Origin of the sequence: Paraburkholderia solisilvae (genome assembly GCF_902859875.1) — a bacterium.
GTDB lineage: Bacteria > Pseudomonadota > Gammaproteobacteria > Burkholderiales > Burkholderiaceae > Paraburkholderia > Paraburkholderia solisilvae.
In genome coordinates this window covers 26,092-45,713 of record NZ_CADIKF010000059.1, presented here as the reverse complement: position 1 = coordinate 45,713, position 19,622 = coordinate 26,092, and the positions used below count along the sequence as shown (strand labels likewise).

20 protein-coding genes are annotated in these 19,622 nt (G+C 64.9%); 5 read left to right on the top strand and 15 right to left on the bottom strand.

Annotated features, from left to right (window positions below; genetic code table 11):
• Positions 1-404: murein hydrolase activator EnvC family protein (locus HV675_RS27190; RefSeq protein ID WP_175114555.1), on the top strand; the 404-nt coding region annotated here is incomplete at its 5' end.
• Positions 405-541: 137 nt separating this feature from the next.
• The gene (gene ltaE / locus HV675_RS27185) at positions 542-1,546 is read left to right on the top strand and encodes a low-specificity L-threonine aldolase (protein ID WP_175114554.1); all 1,005 of its coding nucleotides are present in this window, start codon (positions 542-544) and stop codon (positions 1,544-1,546) included.
• Here ltaE and HV675_RS27180 read toward each other — a convergent pair.
• Together HV675_RS27180 and HV675_RS27175 are read right to left on the bottom strand one after the other, a co-directional pair.
• Positions 1,531-2,943 (bottom strand): MFS transporter, encoded by a 1,413-nt coding sequence (locus HV675_RS27180; protein ID WP_175114553.1) that lies wholly within the window; start codon positions 2,941-2,943, stop codon positions 1,531-1,533. The genes ltaE and HV675_RS27180 overlap by 16 nt on opposite strands.
• Positions 2,944-3,300: 357 nt before the next feature.
• Entirely contained in the window at positions 3,301-3,528 is a 228-nt protein-coding gene (locus HV675_RS27175) for a hypothetical protein (RefSeq protein ID WP_175114552.1), read from the bottom strand.
• A 292-nt stretch (positions 3,529-3,820) separates the two neighbouring features.
• Between HV675_RS27175 and HV675_RS27170 the strand changes: the two genes are divergently transcribed.
• A complete protein-coding gene (locus tag HV675_RS27170; RefSeq protein WP_175114551.1) occupies positions 3,821-6,274 on the top strand; it encodes a glycogen/starch/alpha-glucan phosphorylase in 2,454 nt (817 codons plus the stop codon).
• Between the two features lie 124 nt (positions 6,275-6,398).
• On the opposite strand, the gene HV675_RS27165 is transcribed toward HV675_RS27170, so the two are convergent.
• From HV675_RS27165 to HV675_RS27155, 3 genes are all read right to left on the bottom strand, one after another.
• Entirely contained in the window at positions 6,399-7,469 is a 1,071-nt protein-coding gene (locus HV675_RS27165; RefSeq protein WP_175114550.1) for a hypothetical protein, read from the bottom strand.
• A 138-nt stretch (positions 7,470-7,607) separates the two neighbouring features.
• Positions 7,608-7,946: a hypothetical protein gene (locus HV675_RS27160; RefSeq protein WP_246270569.1), complete on the bottom strand. Its 339-nt coding sequence runs from the start codon at positions 7,944-7,946 to the stop codon at positions 7,608-7,610.
• A gap of 172 nt (positions 7,947-8,118) precedes the next feature.
• Positions 8,119-8,502, bottom strand: a complete 384-nt coding sequence (locus tag HV675_RS27155) for a DUF6232 family protein (protein ID WP_175114549.1) — start codon at positions 8,500-8,502, stop codon at positions 8,119-8,121.
• Positions 8,503-8,712: 210 nt separating this feature from the next.
• On the opposite strand from HV675_RS27155, the gene HV675_RS27150 reads away from it, so the two are divergent.
• Both HV675_RS27150 and HV675_RS27145 read left to right on the top strand, forming a co-directional pair.
• Positions 8,713-8,895 carry a toxin HicA gene (locus HV675_RS27150; RefSeq protein ID WP_175114548.1) on the top strand — a complete coding sequence of 61 codons (183 nt, stop codon included), beginning with the start codon at positions 8,713-8,715 and terminating at the stop codon, positions 8,893-8,895.
• A complete protein-coding gene (locus HV675_RS27145) occupies positions 8,885-9,208 on the top strand; it encodes a type II toxin-antitoxin system HicB family antitoxin (RefSeq protein WP_175114547.1) in 324 nt (107 codons plus the stop codon). The genes HV675_RS27150 and HV675_RS27145 overlap by 11 nt, the downstream gene beginning before the upstream one ends.
• 181 nt (positions 9,209-9,389) lie before the next feature.
• On the opposite strand, the gene HV675_RS27140 is transcribed toward HV675_RS27145, so the two are convergent.
• The 10 genes from HV675_RS27140 to phnG all read right to left on the bottom strand — a co-directional run bounded on the left by HV675_RS27140 (position 9,390) and on the right by phnG (position 19,616).
• On the bottom strand, positions 9,390-10,550 hold the full coding sequence (locus tag HV675_RS27140) for a porin (protein WP_175114546.1): 1,161 nt from the start codon (positions 10,548-10,550) through the stop codon (positions 9,390-9,392).
• 390 nt (positions 10,551-10,940) lie between these two features.
• Positions 10,941-12,056, bottom strand: a complete 1,116-nt coding sequence (locus tag HV675_RS27135) for a succinylglutamate desuccinylase/aspartoacylase family protein (protein ID WP_175114545.1) — start codon at positions 12,054-12,056, stop codon at positions 10,941-10,943.
• 243 nt (positions 12,057-12,299) lie between these two features.
• Positions 12,300-13,082, bottom strand: coding sequence for an ABC transporter substrate-binding protein (locus HV675_RS27130; protein WP_175114544.1), 783 nt, complete (start codon positions 13,080-13,082; stop codon positions 12,300-12,302).
• Positions 13,083-13,463: 381 nt separating this feature from the next.
• Positions 13,464-14,597, bottom strand: a complete 1,134-nt coding sequence (locus HV675_RS27125; protein ID WP_175114543.1) for an alpha-D-ribose 1-methylphosphonate 5-triphosphate diphosphatase — start codon at positions 14,595-14,597, stop codon at positions 13,464-13,466.
• Positions 14,598-14,623: 26 nt separating this feature from the next.
• Positions 14,624-15,400: a phosphonate C-P lyase system protein PhnL gene (gene phnL / locus HV675_RS27120; protein ID WP_175114542.1), complete on the bottom strand. Its 777-nt coding sequence runs from the start codon at positions 15,398-15,400 to the stop codon at positions 14,624-14,626.
• An 8-nt stretch (positions 15,401-15,408) separates the two neighbouring features.
• Positions 15,409-16,191: a phosphonate C-P lyase system protein PhnK gene (gene phnK, locus HV675_RS27115; RefSeq protein WP_175114541.1), complete on the bottom strand. Its 783-nt coding sequence runs from the start codon at positions 16,189-16,191 to the stop codon at positions 15,409-15,411.
• A complete protein-coding gene (locus tag HV675_RS27110) occupies positions 16,188-17,168 on the bottom strand; it encodes an alpha-D-ribose 1-methylphosphonate 5-phosphate C-P-lyase PhnJ (RefSeq protein WP_246270568.1) in 981 nt (326 codons plus the stop codon). Before HV675_RS27110 ends, phnK begins: the two co-directional genes overlap by 4 nt.
• Entirely contained in the window at positions 17,165-18,376 is a 1,212-nt protein-coding gene (locus tag HV675_RS27105) for a carbon-phosphorus lyase complex subunit (RefSeq protein WP_175114540.1), read from the bottom strand. Before HV675_RS27105 ends, HV675_RS27110 begins: the two co-directional genes overlap by 4 nt.
• The gene (phnH, locus tag HV675_RS27100; RefSeq protein WP_175114558.1) at positions 18,376-19,017 is read right to left on the bottom strand and encodes a phosphonate C-P lyase system protein PhnH; all 642 of its coding nucleotides are present in this window, start codon (positions 19,015-19,017) and stop codon (positions 18,376-18,378) included. Before phnH ends, HV675_RS27105 begins: the two co-directional genes overlap by 1 nt.
• Positions 19,018-19,118: 101 nt before the next feature.
• Complete coding sequence (gene phnG / locus HV675_RS27095) at positions 19,119-19,616, bottom strand: phosphonate C-P lyase system protein PhnG (RefSeq protein WP_175114539.1); 498 nt, start codon at positions 19,614-19,616, stop codon at positions 19,119-19,121.
• Positions 19,617-19,622 lie beyond the last annotated feature (6 nt).

Below are 19,622 nucleotides of genomic sequence, written 5' to 3'. Positions count from 1 at the left end.
CGCCCGGCGCCCCGCAGCCGCCGTCGTCGGCCGCGCCGCAGCCCGGCGTGCTCGCGTGGCCGTTGCGCGGGCCGGTCCTGAAGCGCTTCGTGCCGGGCAAGACGAACGGCATCGTGATCGGCGGGCAAGCCGGCGAACCCGTGCGGGCCGCGGCAGCGGGGCGCGTCGTCTATGCAGGCACCGGTATTCCGGCCTATGGACCGCTCGTCATCATCAAGCACAACGATTCGCTGATCACCGCGTATGGCCAGAACGGCAAGCTGCTCGTGCAGGAAGGCGAAGCCGTGACGCAGGGGCAGCCGGTCGGCGAGGTCGGCCAGGACAGCAACGGTATCGCTTCGATCCAGTTCGAGGTGCGTCAGGACGGCCGCCCGGCCGATCCGCTCGCCTGGCTGCCGCGCTAGGCGGCGCTCATCGCGTTTTCTGATGCGGCGCCCGCGTGCGCTTTGCATCGTCCAGAGTTGATACACTCGCGAATTCAGTCATGTGCGCGGCGCGCGGTGCGCGACGCGTTTCTCCGCGATCCTTACAGGAAAAGTCCATGATCGATTTGCGCAGCGATACCGTTACCCGGCCGGGCAAGGCCATGCTCGCCGCGATGGCGTCCGCCGAGGTCGGCGACGACGTCTGGGGCGACGACCCGACCGTTCTGCGTCTGCAGGCGACGCTCGCCGAACAGGCCGGCAAGGAGGCGGGGCTGTTCTTTCCGAGCGGCACGCAAAGCAACCTCGCCGCACTGATGGCGCATTGTGCGCGCGGCGACGAATACATCGTCGGCCAGGCCGCTCACACGTACAAGTACGAAGGCGGCGGCGCGGCGGTGCTCGGCAGCATCCAGCCGCAGCCGATCGAAAACGCGCTCGACGGCTCGCTGCCGCTCGACAAGATTGCCGCCGCAATCAAGCCGATCGACGATCACTTCGCGCGCACGCGCCTGCTGGCGCTGGAAAACACGATCGGCGGCAAGGTGCTGCTCGCGGGTTACGTCGCGGAAGCGACGCAGCTCGCACGCGAGCGCGGCCTCGCGACGCATCTGGACGGCGCGCGCGTCTTCAATGCAGCGGTCGCGTCGCGTCAGCCGCTCGCGACGCTGTGCGCGCCGTTCGATTCGGTATCGATCTGCTTTTCGAAGGGGCTCGGCGCGCCGGTGGGCTCGGTGCTGGTCGGCAGCAAGGCGTTGCTCGAAAGCGCGCATCGCTGGCGCAAGGTGCTGGGCGGCGGCATGCGGCAGGCAGGCGTGCTGGCCGCGGCGTGTTTGTATGCGCTCGAGCACAACGTCGAGCGTCTCGCGCAAGATCACGACAATGCCGCGCATCTGGCGGCCGGCCTCGCGCAAATCGACGCGCTGAAGGTGCAATCGCAGGCGACCAACATGGTGTTTGTGCAAACGCCGCAAAAACACTGCGCGCCGCTCGAAGCGTACCTGAAGGAGCGCGGCATCCTCACGCAGATGCTGTACGCGTCGCGCTTCGTCACGCATATGGACGTGTCGCGTGCCGACATCGACACGTTCATCGCTGCCGTGAAGGGCTACTTCGCGCGCTGACCGAGCGGTTTCACCGTGGCGGACGGCGTTTGCGCGTCGCCGCCGCCTTCGCGACGCCGCGTGCGATGCGACGGCGCAAAGAGGCGCAGGCCGCTCGCGATGCTGGCGGCGCCCGCAAATACGGCGCCGGTTGCCAGCGCGAGCGTCGGCCCGTGTCGGCCGGCAATGCCGAAGCTCAGTGCGACGAGCGCGGCGCCGGTGGTTTGCCCGAGCAGGCGTGCGGTTGCGATGATGCCGCTTGCGCCGCCGCTGCGTTCACGCGGCGCGCTCGCCATGATCGCCTTCAGATTCGGCGACTGGAAGAAACCGAAGCCCGCGCCGCATAACGACATGCGCAGCGTGATATCGAGTACCGACGGATGCGGCGGCAGCAGCGCGAGCGACACCATGCCCGCGCACAGCACCGCAAGGCCGATCGCGCCGAGCAGCCCCGGCGGATAGCGATCGGACAGCCGGCCGGCGAACGGCGCAGCAAACGCGACCACGACCGACCACGGCGTCATCAGGAAGCCCGTCTCGACCTGGCTGCGCTGCAAGATGGTTTCGAAGTAAAACGGCAGCGACACGAACGCGAGCCCTTGCGCCGCGAACGAACAGACGGCGGTCAACGCCGACAGCGCGAACACCGGCAGCTTGAACAGATCGACGGGCAGCATCGGCGCCGGATGCCCCGCTTCGCGTTTCACCATCAGCACGCCGAACACCAGCGCGATGGCCGCCGCGACCAGCACGATATGCGCGGGCGCGCGCTGCGCGGCTTCCGCGAGCGCGAAGATCAGCGTGGCGAACAGGATCACGTTGAGGATGGCCGCGACGCGGTCGAAATGATGCTTGCCGCGCGGCGTGTCCGGCAGGCCCGGCAGTGCAAACGAAATGGCGAGCAAGCCGAGCGGCACATTGACCGCAAACAGCCAAGGCCAGTTTGCGACGGAGAGGATCAGCGAAGCGACCGTCGGGCCGGCCGCGAACGCGACGCCGACGACGAGCGCGTTCAGGCCCAGGCCGCGCCCGAGCCGGTGCGGCGGATAGAGGCTCTGGATGATCGCCGAATTGACGCCCATGATGGCCGCGCCGCCGACGCCCTGCGCGACACGCGCGGCGGCGAGCAGCGCGAGGCTCGGCGACAGCGCGCAGCCGAGCGATGCCGCGGTAAACAGCACGATGCCGCTGATGTAGACGCGCCGGTGGCCAATGATGTCGCCGAGCGCCGCGAGCGGCAGCAGGGTCGAGATCATCGCGAGCTGATACGCGTTGATGATCCATACCGAGGCGGCAGGTTTGGCGTGCAGATCGGCGCCGATGGCGGGGAGGGCGGTGTTCGCGATCGCGGTGTCGATCGACGCGAGCGCGACGGACAGCATGATCGCCACGAACGCGAAGCGGTGGCCGGTGGACATCGGTCCATCGTCGACGCGTGCGGGTTCGGGGGCGGGTTGGCGTTCTGACAAACCGGGGTTCTGCCTGAAAAGAGGAGGTGCGGCGCGCGGAATGCCGGAGCGCCGCGAACTTTCGTAATTGTTGCAGACGCAGAAAAATCCTGCTGGATTACGTACATCGCGAAGTCAGCGGCGCGATGCGATGAAAGGCTTATGCAAGCGAAGCGATGGCGCGAAAGATGGATCGCGTCGGATGCGGGTCACATTGCGTCACAACGCGCACGGAGTGTGTTGCAAACGGCGCGATGTTTGCTAACCAAACGCAACTAACGGTCAACCCTGCCACGCGCGCGCCTGCGCTACGCGGCACGCCTGTCTCTAGCTGAGGGAGGCCAGCAGGATAGACAGCTTGCGAATATGAGCCTTGAACGCGTCGGTAATTTCCCGGTCGTGCCCGGAACTCAGATGCGGGGCGTCGGCCAGCTCGACCTGCTGCTGGAATTCATCGGCGATCTTGCGCCGCTCGTCGGGCGGCATCGTGCGAATCAACGACACGATCAGCAGTTCCTGTGCATGGATGACGCCGAGCAGCGCTTGCGTGTTCATGTCGACCTCCATCGCGGCTGTCGCCGATATGTCTTCTTTCAATTTCATACTAGTGCAAGCCGGTTGCAGGTCGCACCGCGAGCGTGCGCAGCCGGCCGGCCGCGATCGAGGGCGGGCCGGTGCGCGGGGCACGTCGGCTGCGGCATGTTCATTGCGTGATCTTGCCTTCGCGGGTGACGGCACACGGCAAAATGTCCTAATCTGCTTATTTATCCACCTGACCGGCTCGCGCCGCCTGCGCCTTACCGCTCGCGTTCAAGGCGTGCGCCGCGTCGCTTTACCGGAGGCTTCGATGACAGCGGTGGATCTGGAATTCGACCAGCTCAACAGCACCGTCGACGCGCTGCGGCGCTCGATTTCGAACCGCATGATGTACGGCGTCGGCAAGGATGCCGTCACCGCGCGCCCTCAGGACTGGTTGCATGCCGCGGCGCTGGCCGTGCGTGACCGGCTCGTGACGCGCTGGATGAAAACCACGCGCCAGCAATACGAGCAGGATGTGAAGCGCGTGTATTACCTGTCGATGGAATTTCTGATCGGCCGGACCTTCACCAACGCGCTGCTCGCGCTCGGCATTTACGAACCGATGAAGGAAGCGCTCGCGGGTCTCGGCGTCGATATGGAGGCGCTGACCGATCTCGAGCCCGATGCGGCGCTCGGTAACGGCGGTCTTGGCCGGCTCGCCGCGTGTTTTCTCGATTCGATGGCCACGCTCGGCATTCCCGGCTTCGGCTACGGTATTCGCTACGAGTACGGGATGTTCCGCCAGCAGATCGTCGATGGCGAGCAGGTCGAAACGCCGGACTACTGGCTGCGCGCGGGCAACCCGTGGGAGTTTCCGCGCCCCGAGGTGCAGTACATCGTGCATTTCGGCGGCCGCACCGTGCAGCGCAACGACCATATCGAATGGATCGAAACGCAGCACGTGAATGCGATGGCGTACGACACGGTGATTCCGGGCTACGCGACGAGCGCGACCAACACGCTGCGTTTGTGGTCTGCGCGCGCAACCGAAGAACTCGATCTGTCCGCGTTCAACCAGGGCGATTATCGTCGCGCGGTGGATGCGAAGAACATGTCGGAGAACGTATCGCGCCTGCTGTACCCGGACGATTCGACATCGGCCGGGCGCGAATTGCGGCTGCGTCAGGAGTATTTTTTCGTATCAGCGACGATGCAGGATCTGATTCGCCGCTACCTGCGCACGCACAGCACGTTCGGTCGCTTCACGGAAAAAGTGGCCGTGCATCTGAACGACACGCACCCCGTGCTCGCGATTCCCGAACTGATGCGCCTGCTCGTCGACGTGCATCGCGTGCCGTGGGACAAGGCGTGGAAAGACGTGCAGCAGGTGTTCTCGTACACGAATCACACGCTGATGCCCGAAGCGCTTGAAACATGGGATGTCGAGACGCTCGCGCGTCTGTTGCCGCGCCATCTCGAGATCATCTTCGAGATCAATGCGGACTTCCTGAAGCGCGTGAGCGATCATTCGGGCCATGACGTCGATATGATCCGCCGCATCTCGCTGGTCGATGAATATGGGCAGCGCCGCGTACGGATGGCGCACCTGGCGATTGTCGCGAGCCAGAAGGTGAACGGCGTGTCGAAGCTGCATTCGCAGTTGATGACGCGCGATATCTTCGCGGACTTCGCGCGCATGTTCCCCGAGCGCTTCACCAATGTGACGAACGGCGTCACGCCGCGGCGCTGGCTCGCACAGTCGAGCCCGTCGATGTCGTCGCTGATCGATAACCGGATCGGGACGGACTGGCGCCGCGATCTGTTCGAACTCGCGAAGCTGCGCGACCTGAAGCACGATACCGCGTTCGTCGATGCGTTTCGCGAAGCGAAGCGGCAAAACAAACTGCGCCTCGTGCAACGCCTCGCGCACCATACGAAGATACCGGTTCACCCGGATGCGCTGTTCGATCTGCAGGTCAAGCGCATTCACGAATACAAGCGCCAGTTGCTGAACGTGCTGCATGTGATCGTGCGCTACAACCGCATTCTCGCGGAACCGCAACGCGATTGGGTGCCGCGCGTCGTGATGTTTGCCGGCAAGTCCGCGTCCGCTTACCGGATGGCGAAGACGATCATCAAATTGATCGGCGACGTCGGCGAGAAGGTCAATCACGACCCGGTGATCGGCGATCGGCTGAAGGTGGTGTTCGTGCCGAACTACGGTGTGAGTGTCGCAGAACTGATCATTCCGGCCGCGGATCTGTCCGAGCAGATTTCGATGGCCGGCACCGAGGCGTCGGGCACCGGCAATATGAAGCTTGCGTTGAACGGCGCGCTGACGATCGGTACGCTCGACGGCGCGAACATCGAGATCTGCGATGCGGTGGGCCGCGAGAATATCTTTATCTTCGGGCACACCGCCGATGAAGTGGACAACCTGCGCGCGACGGGTTACCGGCCGCGCCAGGTGTACGAGGAAGATCCCGAACTGCGCATGGCGCTCGACCAGATCCGTACCGGCTTTTTCTCGCCCGACGATCCGCTGCGCTTCTCGGACATCTTTCACACGCTCGTCGATTGGGGCGATCACTATATGGTGCTCGCCGATTTTGCCGCGTTTGCGAAGGCGCAGGATGAAGTCGACCGGCGCTTTGTCGATGCGCGCGGCTGGGCGGCGAGCGCGATTGAAAACGTCGCCGGCATGGGGCAGTTTTCTTCCGATCGCACGATTGCCGAGTACGCGCGGGATATCTGGCAGGTGAAGTCGCTGAATCTGGCGTGACGCGAAGGCGGCGCGGTCTGTCAGACGGCCTGCGCCGCTGCGCCTCGCGTACGACGGCTTTCCCGCGTGGTACGCGAGGCGCGCCTGTCTCGTGCGCGCGCGCTGCTAGCGCTGCCGGCCGTGCTTAACCATCGATCGTCTCGACATCCCGCGCGGCGCGCACGCCGAGCCGCCGATTCGTGAAGTCGAGCAGCAAGTCGATGTTCTGCAGCGCCATCAGGCCGACGACGATGCGGTTCGCGCCGGCGCGCGTCTTTGCAATGGTCACCTGCGCGCCGTCGAACCGGTGCACCCACCCGCCGACACCGAGCGCGACAGCGTAGTTTCCTTGTCCGAGCACCTTGTTGTCGTCGTCGTCGGGCAGCCAGCCAGGCGCCTTGTCGGTTTCGATGCGAATCATCCCGGCGCCGCCCGTTGCGAACACAACGGGCGCGCAAAAGCGCATCTTGTCGGCCACCTGCACGCAGCCGGTTGGCCATTGCAGCGCGCCGTCCGTCGCAACCGTCAGCGGCATCATCGTGAAGCCGGTCGCGACCGCGTCCGACGGACTCAGCACCAGATACGGCCGCGCCAGATCCGGATGCACGAGATATCGCTCGCCGATCCGCGCGGGCAGTGCGCGCAAGGCGGGCGTGCAGCACGTATCGTCCGGCGCGTCCGCGGCCGCGCCGAGAATGCCGGAAAACGCCCAGCCGAATTCGCCGGTATAACCGTCCATCGCGACGCAACGTTTCCAGCCCGGCAGGCAGTGCACATCGTCGACCGATTGCGCGGCGACCTCGACGGGCTTCGTGCCGGCCACGCTGAACGGCACGGTGACGACCGGCCCCGATGCTTGCGCGCCGGTCGGAAATATCAGCGACGTGCGAGCGCCGGCGGCCGGATAGCCGGTGCGCGGCAGCACCGACGACAGCACGCGCACGCCGCGCGTGCCGGTATCGAACATCAGATAGACCGCTTTACCGTCGACTTGCGCCGGCAGTCCGAGTCGCGCATGGCCGAGGTCGCTGCGTTCGACATGGAGCGGAACCAGCAGGCCGTCGCGGCCGTTGTTGATGAGGCCGGCGGTGGAAGCGGGCGGCGTCGGCGTGACGATCGACGTGCCGCAGCCGGAGAACGCCAGCGCGAACAACGCGGCGGCAAGCGCAGCGCTCGCGCGCGCCGCCGCGCGCAGCGGCGAAGAGTACCTGTTCATGAGACACACCATGCGGTTATGCGTGTCCCAACGACGGGCGCCCGTTGCGGCAGCACGGTCCGCGCGAGGGAAACACGCGATGACAAAACCGCAAACTCTACGGGTGTGTCACGGTACGTCTGCAAAAATCTGTGAAGGCTAGGCGTCCTGCAGGCGGGTGATCGCCGTCGTTCTGACCCGGCCGATCGTCGCCCGGTCCAGCGCACCGGTGAGCGCGGCGATCACCTGCTCGACGGTGCGCGACATGACTTCGACGCGAAACGTGATGCGCTCGTGGCGCTTGTCGATGGTCATCACATAGAGGCGAAGGTTGGCGCCGAGCGCGGTGTGCAGCGCGCGCCGGCCGGCGGACGACGAGGTGCCGGATACCGTGATATCGATGGTGACAAACGAAGTGGACGACTGAGGCGCCCTGGCCGGCGGGCAAAACGTGCGCGGGACAGGACGTTCGAGTGTGGCGACAGGTTCGTGCATCATTGAAGTGCCGACGCGAGCGGGGACGGCACGGCTGTTGAGACCTGACCACTTTAGCCGCGCAGGTCTTAAACGAGTGCAAAAGCGCGCCCGCGGCGGGTTAATTTTTTGTTAACGACTTTTACGCGGAACGGCGCCGACGCATGCCGGCATGCGTTGCACGCCGCCTGCGCACTCAGCTTGCCGGCGCGGCCGTCAGCGCGTCGCGCACGGTTTGCGCGACCCGCTCGACGAACTCGAGATCGACGCTCGACAACGCCTCGCGCTCCTTGCCGCCGGATTCGACGATCAGGCGGTGCGTGACGTCCTGGCTGATCCACGTCAGCCAGCCGACGACCGCCAGCATGACGCCGCACACGATGCCGGCCGGCGACCGGAACACTGCGCCGACAATCGCGCCTGCCACGCCGATCACCGAAATGGAGACCGGCAACCACTTGTTCTTCGGCACGGTAACGACGCGCACGCTGCCGATTTCCCGAAGCGAAAAGACCTGGCCAGCGGCAGACAAAGCATTGCGCGTGACCGAGACGCCGCGTTCATTGAAGGGGATGTCCATCATCGGCTCGAAATGGAAGCGAAAGGAGAGGCGAAGCGCGCAGGGTAGCAGATACGGCGGGCGGGCTGAAAGGGGGCAAATGACGCAGCACTCCACTCGCCAGGTGTTTGAGCGATGGTACCAATAGTGGTACCATTCTCGAATGAACGAGAAGACCCTTGAACAAAGGCGCGATGAACTGCGAATGTCAGGTATGCGGCGCTATTCAGGGTGTGTGAAGCGATCTTCGGCAAGCCGCGGCAGTCCGGCACCAGCCACGCGGTGTTCAAGACTCCATGGCCCGGCGATCCGCGCGTGAATATTCAGAATGACAAAGGAAAGGCCAAGGCATACCAGGTTAGGCAGGTATTGCAGGCCATAGAAAGGCTGAAGGAGTGTGAAAATGCCCGCTGATCACTATACGTACCGCGTCACATGGTCGCCGGAAGATGGCGAACACGTTGGCCTCTGCGCGGAATTCCCGTCGCTGTCCTGGCTCGCACGCTCGCCCGATGCAGCCTTGAAGGGGATCCGTGCGATGGTCGCCGACACCATCGCAGATATGAAAAAAAATGGTGAATCCGTTCCCGAGCCGTTTGCGGAAAAGCGTTATAGCGGCGAGTTCCGGGTACGCATCCCGCCTGAACAGCATCGCGCACTCGCGATGCTGGCGGCCGAGCAGGGCGTCAGCCTGAACCGGCTCGTCAGCATGAAGCTCGCCGCCTGACAAGGCAAGCGGCGGCGCAGAGGTGGCTTTGCGGCAGCGTGCCGCTTGCCGCCGGTCCGCGTTCGTCCGTCGGTGAGAACGGTCGCGACAAATAAAAAAGACGCCCCGCGGGGCGTCTTTACGTGCTTTCGCGACCGGCTGGCCCTACGCATTGCAGCGCAAGGCCAATCCGCAAGTCAGCTTAGAACTTGTGACGCAGGCCGACGCGGAACGCCAGCTGGTTCTGCGAGTTCGTGCCCGAGCTGCCGAAGAACGAAGTCGTATCGCCGATCTGCGCTTGCAGGTTTGCAGCGCCGACCTTGCCGCTCGCGTCCTGATAGATCGTCAGGAAGTAGACGTCGGTACGCTTGCTGAGGTTGTAGTCGACCGCTGCGTTGATCTGGTTCCAGTGGCCGTTGCCGCCGCCCGACAGGTGCATGTACGAGTAGCCGAGCTGAGCCGACAGCGCTTGCGTAATCGCGTACTTGGCACCCGCGTCATAGGCGGTGAAGCGCGTCGAGCTGCCCGTGAGCGGCTCGAGGTTCGTATTGGTGTACAAGCCCCACAGCGTAGCTGCGCCGATCGTGTAACGGGCGCCGACACCGAACGTACGCAGATCGCGGACCGTATTTCCCGTGCCGGGAGCGGCGGAGAAGTTTGCGGCCGTAATCGGGAATGCCGGCGTGGAGAGCGCCGGGAAGCGGATGTCCGTGTACGCTGCGCCGAGGCCGAGCGGGCCGTTCGCGTAGGCTGCGCCGAAGCTGTACGTGCGCGACGAACCCGTGGTCGCGCCAACCGTCGGTGCGCCAGCGAATGCGCCAGCCTGGTTCGAGAAGCCGTACAACGCGCCGAACGTCAAGCCGTAGAAGTTCGCGCTGCTGAACTTCACCGAGTTGTTGATCCGGCTCGACGTCAACTGGTCGAGGTCGTTGATGTGGTACGCGTAGTTGCCCGCGACCATGTTGCCGCCGTTCGAGAACAGGCCACCCAGGTCGTCAACCGTCAGTGCATATTGGCGGCCGAACGTCAGCGCACCGGCGCCGTCCTTCGAGAGGCCGACCCATGCTTGACGGCCGAACAGTGCGCCGTTCTGGCTGGCGGTGCCGTTCGCGCTGCTAAAGCCGTTTTCGAGGGTGAAGATCGCCTTCAGGCCGTCGCCGAGGTCTTCAGTGCCACGCAGGCCGAAGCGGCTCGATTGCGAGACGCTGTCGTCGTACTTGAAGAGCTTCTGCGAGTTGCTGCCGCTGTGGTTCGCGTAGCTGATACCAGCGTCGATCAGGCCGTAGAGCGTGACGCTGCTTTGTGCGTGGGCGGTGCCGGCGACAGTTGCGAGGAGCGCCGTGGTCAGGACTTTCTTGTTCAATGCATTCTCCGTTTTTAGAAAAGATGCGAGCGACAGTTGCCGTGCTCTTTGGCAGGTCTTTCGTCGACCGCAAATTTAGCGGGATTGCATGAGACTGAATATGACAATTGCAAATTTCGAAGGGATATGTAGTGCAAAAACTACATTCGTAAGGCTAAAACGCGGGAATTTTTGCCCCTTTTTTATAGTTATGCATTCATATTTCTTATATATGAAAGAAATATGAAATTTATTTTCAACTTTTGTTGAGCAATTGAACGGGTTGAAATCGCCCGCTTGGTGAAGCGGGCGATCGGTATTTCGGGCGGCGCGAAGCGTCGCCTGACCTGACCGGCGGAAAACCATGCGGCGCCGATGCAGCCGACTACTTGCAGCGGCCGCCACAAAGGTTCAGGCGGACAGCAGCGACCCCGTGCGGAACGCTTTCGAGCCGGCGACGCGCGCCACTTCCATGCCGGCGGTCGCAAAACGCGTGACATGGCGCGCGTAAAGCACACCCGCAACCGAGCAGGTCAACGTCACGACGCGATCGGTGAGCGGATCGACGACGTCGGCGATTTCCTTGCCGGCGTCGACCCATGTTCCGACTTCCGCGCGGAACACGAGGACGCCGCTGATCGGCGCCACGATCGGCTCGGTGCCGGCCAGCGGCGTCGCCGCGAATTCGAGCGCGGGCATCGGCGCGGGCGTGCCCGCGATCACGCCACGATGTGTCAGATATTCGATGATGCCTTGCGCGTCTTTTTCCGCGAGTTCGTACGACACGTCGCGCTGGCTGCGCAACTCGACGGTCACCGAGATCGAGCCGTTCGGAATCGGATAGCGGTCGCCGAAGCGCGTGCGCAGATCGGACCAGCAGAAGCTGTGAATCTCGTCGAACGGGTTGCCGACCGAATCGAGCGCGAGCAGCGACGCCTTCGCGTCCAGATAGCGCGACAGCGGCTCGACGTCCGGCCACAGGTCCGGGTTTGTGTACAGATGCAGCGCGGCTTCCCAGTCGCAATGCAGATCGAGCACGATGTCGGCGTCAAACGACATCAGTTGCAGCGCGAGGCGGTGCGATTCGAGTTCGGTGCGCGGCTTCTGCGCATTGAGCGCTTCGCGCAGCGCGCTACGAATCGCGGCGCGGTTGCGTTCGATATCGCCGGTGAGCCGCCCTTCGATAACCGGCTCGACGAGCGCGGCGAGATTATAGAAATTGCGGTTGAAGTTCTGCGCCGTGTTCATCTCGAAGCGCCCGGCCAGCAGCCCGAGCATCTGCTGGTTCAGTCCGATCGGATTCGCAACCGGCACCACGACGATTTCGCCGCGCAGCTTGCCGGCGGCTTCGAGTGTTTCGAGCTTGCGGCGCAATGCCCACGAAACGAGCATGCCGGGCAGTTCGTCCGCGTGCAGCGACGACTGGATATACACTTTCTGTCCGCCGCCGGGGCCGTAGTGGAAGCTCGTAATAGTGCGGGCGGTACCAAGCGACGGGGAAATCAGCGGATGGGTCTGGGTATGCATGGTTCAGGGGCGGCTGAGCTTGCAGGCCGCGCTATACGGTTGATTGCGGGATAAAACGGTAGCGCGCACAACGAGCTTCGCAAGCGGCGGGCGAATTGCGCACGATGCGCGCGCGAACTGCACGATCTTATCCGATCCGCGCCCCGGAACGAAGACGGGCTCCGCGAAGGAGCCCGTCCGTATCACATCCATACTCACATCCACACTCACATCCATCGGCGCGGCGAAGCGCGCCGCGAATGATCAGCCGCCGTACACGTCGAAGTCGAAGTACTTCTTCTCGAGCTTCTTGTAGGTGCCGTCCTTGATGATGTCGGCGATCGCCTTGTCGACCTTCGTCTTCAGATCGGTATCTTCCTTGCGCATGCCGATGCCGGCGCCTTCGCCGAGAATCTTCTTGTCTTCGAGATCCTTGCCGACGAACTGGAAGCCCGCGCCGCGCGGCGTCTTCAGGAAGCCGATGTCCGCTTGCACGGCGTCTTGCAGCGCCGCGTCGAGGCGGCCGGAGATCAGGTCCGCGTAGACCTGGTCCTGGTTCTGGTACGGCACGACCTTCGCGCCCTTCGGTTCCCAGTAGGTCTTCGCGTAGGTTTCCTGAATCGTGCCCTGTTCGACGCCGACCGACTTGCCGGCGAGCGATTCAGGCGTCGGCTGGATGTTCGAGCCTTTCTTCGCGACGAGACGCGTCGGCGTGTTGAACAGCTTCGACGAGAAAGCGACCTGTTCAGCGCGTTGCGGCGTCATCGACATCGACGACAGCACGCCGTCGAACTTCTTCGCCTTCAGCGCCGGGATCATGCCGTCGAAGTCGTTCTCGACCCACACGCACTTCGCCTTCAGGCGTGCGCAGATTTCGTTGCCGAGGTCGATGTCGAAGCCGACCAGCTTGCCGTCGGAGCCTTTGGATTCAAACGGAGGGTAGCTGGCGTCGACGCCGAAACGGATCGTCGTCCAGTCTTTGGCGTGTGCGCCGATCGAAACGGTGGCAAGCAGGGCAACCGTCAAGGCCGCGAGCAGTTTTTTCACTGAATTACTCCCGAGTGGTTCTGAATAGTCGCGTATGCGGATTGTGCTATGCGACATGACCCGCCGCGGATGGCGGCTGAGTCTGGTGGTTCGGCCGCCGGCAGGCCGCCAGCAGCGCGCGCCAAGCTTACCAGTCCAAAAATATTAGGGACCTGGTAGAACCCCGGATGGTGCGGGAGAGCGAGGACTGGCGCGGCTCCGGACGGACGCGCTCGATGAAAGGCGATCGACAGTTACGCGGTAACGCCTGCGCGCGTTGAAAGGTGCGCGGGAAATCGCGCGACGCGCCCGTTTGCGCTGCACTGCCGCACGACGGCGCGTGACGGCAGTGCAGCGGAGCACAGTACAGCCGGGGCAAGTGCTTCCCGGCGCCGGGACCGTTCAGACCACACGCTCGCCGGCGCGCCACGTCGCGCGCGGTACCGGCAGCGCGTCCATCATCGTGATGCGTACGAAGTCGGCGCGCAGGCCGGGCGCGATCGAACCGCGGTCGTGCAGGCCGGCCACGCGCGCCGGTTCGGCGGAGACGGTCGCGACGGCCCGCGGCAAGGTCCAGCCGGCCTTCTCGACCAGCTCGAACGCGGCGGTCAGCAGGCTCGACGGCACATAGTCCGACGACAGGATATCGAGCAGGTCCGCCTTCGCCAGATCGAGCGCCGACACGTTGCCCGAGTGCGAGCCGCCGCGCACCACGTTCGGCGCGCCCATGATGGTCGCGATGCCGTGGCGGTGCGCGGCCTCGGCGGCGACGCGCGTGGTCGGGAACTCGGCCAGCACGACGCCTTCGGCGGCCGCCTGTTCGACGTGCTCGACGAGCGTGTCGTCGTGGCTCGCGACCGGCACTTGCATCTTCCTGCAACGCTCGATGATCGCCAGACGATGCGCGTCCGCGAAGCGCTGCTGTTCCGCGGCGAGCTCCATCAACGTGCGCTCGGCTTCTTCGTCGGTCAGCTTGCCGTGACGTTCCTGGAAGCGGCGCCATGCGACCCGGTCGTGCCACTGCCGCTGGCCCGGTGTGTGATCCATCACCGACGCGAGACGCAGCATCGGATGCGTGCACAACTCGTCGAAGACCTCGACCACATCGCCGGTCGCGACCTCGCAACGCAGATGCAGGAAGTGATCGGCGCGCAGCAGCTTGCGCTCGGAAAAGCGCGTCAACGCATGCGCGCAGCGGGTCTGAATGCCGCGCTCGCGCGGCCCGTTGTGCGCGCGCGAGCCGATCGCCAGCGCGTCGAAGACGGTGGTAATGCCGGCGGCGGCAACCTGCGCGTCATGAATCACGAATGCGGCGTCGGTGTTCCAGAACACGCCGGGACGCGGCGCGAGATGCTTCTCCAGATTATCGGTATGCAACTCGATCAGGCCGGGCAGCAGGTAATCGCCTTCCCAGTCCTCCGATTCGCGCGCCGAGGTCGTGCCGCGCGAGATATCGCGGATCACGCCGTTCTCGATCCACACGACGCCGGTGAATTCTTCATCCCGCGTGACGACGCGGGCGTTCCTGATCAACATCGGAATGCTCCGTATGGGTTTGAGTATCAGTGTAGAGCCGTCGTGTGACGCTGCGGCGGACTCAATTCGAGGCGCCGCGTCGCGACCTTCGCGCGCGTATCCTCGTCATGAAAAATGCCGACGATCGCCGCGCCGCGCTCGCGCGCTTCGATCACCAGATCGGCGACCACGTCGCGGTTTTCCGCATCGAGCGACGCGGTCGGTTCGTCGAGCAGCAGCACCGGATGTCCGGCGATCAGGCCGCGCGCGATATTCACGCGCTGCTGTTCGCCGCCGGAGAACGTCGCCGGCGCGAGCGACCACAAGCGCTGCGGCACGTTCAGCCGCGCGAGCAACGCGGCCGCGCGTTCGCGGGCGTCGGCTTCGCTCATGCCGCGCGACACCAGCGGCTCGGCGACCAGCGTCAAGGTCGGCACACGCGGAATCACGCGCAGGAACTGGCTGACATAGCCGACCACGCTGCGCCGCAAATGCAGTACGTCATGCGCCTGCGCGCCGGTAATCGCTATGTGCTGCGCGTCGCGTGCGTCGTCGCGCAGCGCGATCGTGCCGGCGCTCGCCAGATAGTTGCCGTACAGGCAGCGCAACAGCGTGCTCTTGCCGGCGCCCGACGGCCCGACCAGCACAACGCATTCGCCGCGTGCGACATCAAGGGACACGCCGTCGAGCGCGTCGATCTGCACGCCGCCCTGACCATGCAGCGTGAAGGTTTTCGCGACGCCGACCGCGTGCAGCATCAGCGCCGGGTTGTCGACGAAGGTGCGCCCGATCGCGCGCGCGGCATTGAATTCGGTAAGTGACATCGAAGACCTCAAACCGGCAGAACCGAGGAAACCAGCGTTTGCGTGTACGGATGCTGCGGGTCGTCGAGCACCTGATCGGTCAGGCCCGCTTCGACCACTTCGCCGCCTTGCATCACCATCAGCCGGTGTGCGAGCAGGCGGGCCACGCCGATATCGTGCGTGACGATCAGCACCGACAGATGCAGCGTCGCGGTGAGCGTGCGCAGCAGGTCGAGCAGACGCGCCTGCACGGACACATCGAGACCCGCGGTCGGTTCGTCCATGAACACGAGGCGCGGGCCCGTGACCAGATTGCGCGCGATTTGCAGACGCTGCTGCATGCCACCCGAAAACGCGGCCGGAAATTCGTCGATACGCGTCGTATCGAGTTCGACGCGCTCCATCCATTGCGTCGCGAGCGTACGAATCTGGCCGTAATGACGCGCGCCAACCGCCATCAGCGGCTCGCCGATATTGGCGCCCGCCGATACGCCGGCGCGCAGGCCGTCACGCGGATTCTGCTGCACGAAGCCCCACTCGGTGCGCATCAGCAGACGCCGGCGCGGCTCGGAGAGCGCGCGCAGATCGACCACCGAACCATGCGCGGCCGCGTAATGCAGCGTGCCGCTATCCGCTTCGGTGCGCAGCGCGAGCGTGTTCAGCAGGGTCGTCTTGCCGGAGCCGGACTCGCCGACGATGCACAGCACTTCGCCAGGATACAGATCGAAACTTACGTTTCTGCAACCGTTGCGCCCGCCATATTGTTTCGTGAGCGCACGGGCGCTGAGGAGCGGCGTCGGAGCGGCCGTCATGCGTGTTCTCCTGTGCCGTTCGAGCGGGCCGGCTGCTGTTGCTGCGACGACGTCTGCGTCTGCAATTGCGCCTGTCCTGCCTGCTCTGCCTGTTGCGCCTGCGCTTCGCGCCGCTCGTGGCAATAGTCGCTATCCGAGCAGACGAACATCCGCTTGCCGGTATCGTCGACGATCATTTCGTCGAGGAAGCTTTCCGTCGACCCGCATAGCGCGCAAGCATGGTCCCAGCGCTGCACTTCGAACGGATGGTCGTCGAAGTCGAGACTGCGCACCGGCGTGTAAGGCGGAATGGCATGGATGCGCCGCTCGCGGCCGGCGCCGAACAGTTGCAGCGCCCGGTTCATATGCATCTTCGGGTTGTCGTACTTCGGAATCGGCGACGGCGACGCGAGATAGCGGTGATTGACGATCACCGGATAGTCGTACGTCGTGGCGATGCTGCCGTGATGCACGATGTCCTCGTACAGCTTCACGCTGATCAGGCCGTAGTCGGCGAGCGCATGCAGCTTGCGGCTCTCGGCGACGCGCGGCTCGAGCCGGTACAGCGGCTCGGGGTTCGGCACCTGGTAGACCAGAATTTGTCGGTCGGTGAGCGGTGTCTCCGGAATGCGGTGACGCGTCTGCACGATGGTCGCTTCAGTGGTGCGGCGCGTCGTCTTCACGCCCGCGGTGCGCGCGAAAAAGCGGCGGATGTTCACCGCATTCGTGGTTTCATCGGAGCCCTGATCGATGACCTTCAACGTATCGTCGCGGCCAATGATCGATGCGGTAACCTGAATGCCGCCCGTGCCCCAGCCGAACGGCAGCGGCATCTCGCGTGACGCGAACGGCACCTGGTAGCCCGGCACCGCGACCGCTTTCAGCAGCGCGCGGCGGATCATGCGCTTGGTCTGTTCGTCGAGATACGCGAAGTTGTAGCCAACGGCCGCGCGATCGTCATGTTCGCGGGGCGTGATAGGGGTATCGGGCGCGTTCATGCAGCCTGTTCCTGTTGAGCGTGCGGATTGCCGGCGGACGCGCCGCTGGGGTTCGTGCTTTTTTCCGCGCTTTTTTCTGCGCTCTCGCCGGTTTCGCCGTTATCACGTTGCGGTGCCGCCGCTGCCGCATGTTGCGCGCGCAACCGTCGCACAAGTTCGAGTTCGGACTGGAAATCGACGTAGTGCGGCAGCTTCAGGTGCTGCACGAAGCCGGATGCTTCGACGTTATCGCTGTGCGACAGCATGAATTCGACGTCCTGCGTCGGCGAGCGCAGCGTTTCGCCGAGTTCCTCGGCGCGCAGCGCGCGGTCCACCAGCGCCATCGCCATCGCCTTGCGCTCCGAATGACCGAATGCGAGGCCGTAGCCTTGCGTGAACGACGGCGGCGCTTCGGCGCTGCCGGCGAACTGGTTGATCATCTGGCATTCGGTAATGTCGATCTCGCCGATGTCGACCGCCACGCCCAGTTCGTCGAGTTCCATTTCGACTGCAACGCGGCCGAAGCGGATTTCCCCCGCGAACGGGTGCGAGTGCGCATAGCCGCGCTGCGTTGCGTAACCCATCGCGAGCAGGAAGCCTTCGTCGCCGCGTGCGAGGTTCTGCAGGCGCGTCGCGCGGCTTGCGGGGAACGCGAGCGGCTCGCGCGACAGGTCGCCGGGCTCGGCTGCGTCGGGCGTCGGCGCTTCCTGTTCGATCAGGCCTTCCTGGTCGAGCAGCGCGACGACGCGCGGCATCGGCTCCGGTGCCACGTCGCGCGCGCCGGCGTTGACGCGGTTCGCTTGTGCGCCGTCGGCCTCGCCTTCCGCGAGCAGCGCGAAATCGAGCAGACGCTGCGTATAGTCGTACGTCGGGCCGAGCAACTGGCCGCCGGGCACGTCCTTGAATGTCGCGGAAATGCGCCGTTGCGCATGAATGGCTTCGGTCTTCAGCGGTTGCGTATAGCCGAAGCGAGGCAGCGTCGTGCGATACGCACGCAACAGGAAAATCGCTTCGACGAGATCGCCGGCCGCCTGCTTGATCGCGAGCGCGGCGAGCTCTTCGTCGTACACCGATCCTTCCGTCATCACGCGCGCGACTGCGAGCCGCAATTGCTCGCGAATCTGCGCGACGCTCAGTTCGGCAAGCCGCGTATCGCCGCGACGCTCCTGGTCGAGCAGGCGCCACGACGCTTCGATCGCCCGCTCTCCACCCTTGACGGCAACGTACATTAGTTGAGCTCCACTTGGGTTGTGCGCGGCAGGCCCATCAGCGTGTCGCCGCAGACGAAGTAGCAGTCGATGCCGCACGGAAAGAGCGGCGCCAGTTCCGCGCGTTCGCGCCAGAAGCGCTCGGGCAGGCCGGCGGGCGCGATCATTTGCGTCGTTTCGATGCCCGGGCCGCGCAGCGTGAGCGGCATGCCGCCGGTCAGCGCGGTGACGCGGACGAGCAGCGTCGCCGCCAGTTCGGGCGACTCGGGTTCGCCGAGTGCGAACTGCTCGAGTGCCGGCATGGCGGCGGCGTCATGCAGATAAGCAAAAGCAGCCTGCTGCGGCGTATCGACGAGCGGTGCGCCGGTGTGAAAGCGCAATGCGGAGGCAAGCGGCGCATCCGGTTGTGCGAGCCAGACCGGCGTCGAGAAATCGCATAGCGTGAGCAGTGCGGCGAATGCCGCGCGATCGGCCGCGGGCCGGTGCGCGGTCGCTGTGTCGAAAGCCGGCAGCACATGGTTCACGGTGCCGATCGTGCCCGGTCGAGATAGCGCGTCGAGCAAGGTGCGAAACACCGCTTGCGTGTCGTGCACGGGGTCGGCGAAGCCGGGCGTTAATGTGGCAAATGAGGTGGAAAATGCAGTGGCCAATGAGCTGGCCATTGAGGTGGCCGATAACGAGGCCACCGAGCTGGCCGAAGTCTCCATCGCCGAAGGCAGCGTAGCGGAAAGCGCGGCGTGCGCCTGATCGTTCGGTGTATTCATCAATCGCCCCGGACCATCGTGAAGAATTCGACGCGCGTATCGGCGGTGTCGTGCCGGCGCGCTGTGCGCGCGGCCTCGATGCGCGCCGCCAGCGGTTCGATCAGCTGCTCGTGCAGATGCGGATGCTGTTGCGGCAGTTGCAGCAGTGCATCGGCAAGGGCCGCAAGTTCCGCGCGCCGGCGGTCGCGGCCGAGATGACACGCGACGCCGACCGGCGCATCGGCCGCGGGTTCGCGCAGGCGCAGCGTGGCGCGCGTGACCGTCGCTTCACCGAGATTGAATGCATCGCCGGTGCCGCCGACCCGGCCGCGCACCATCGCAAGGCCGATTTCAGGCGGACGCAGCCAGTCGAACGCCGGCAGCGCTGCGCCGTTCAGCGCGCGCTCGAGCGCGGCTTCGAGATCCGCGCGCGGCGTGCGTGCCAGCACCGCCATCCACGCGCGGCGCGCAGGCAACGGTGACGGGGCGGGAGAAACGGGGGCGGAAGGGTCGCTCATCGGGTG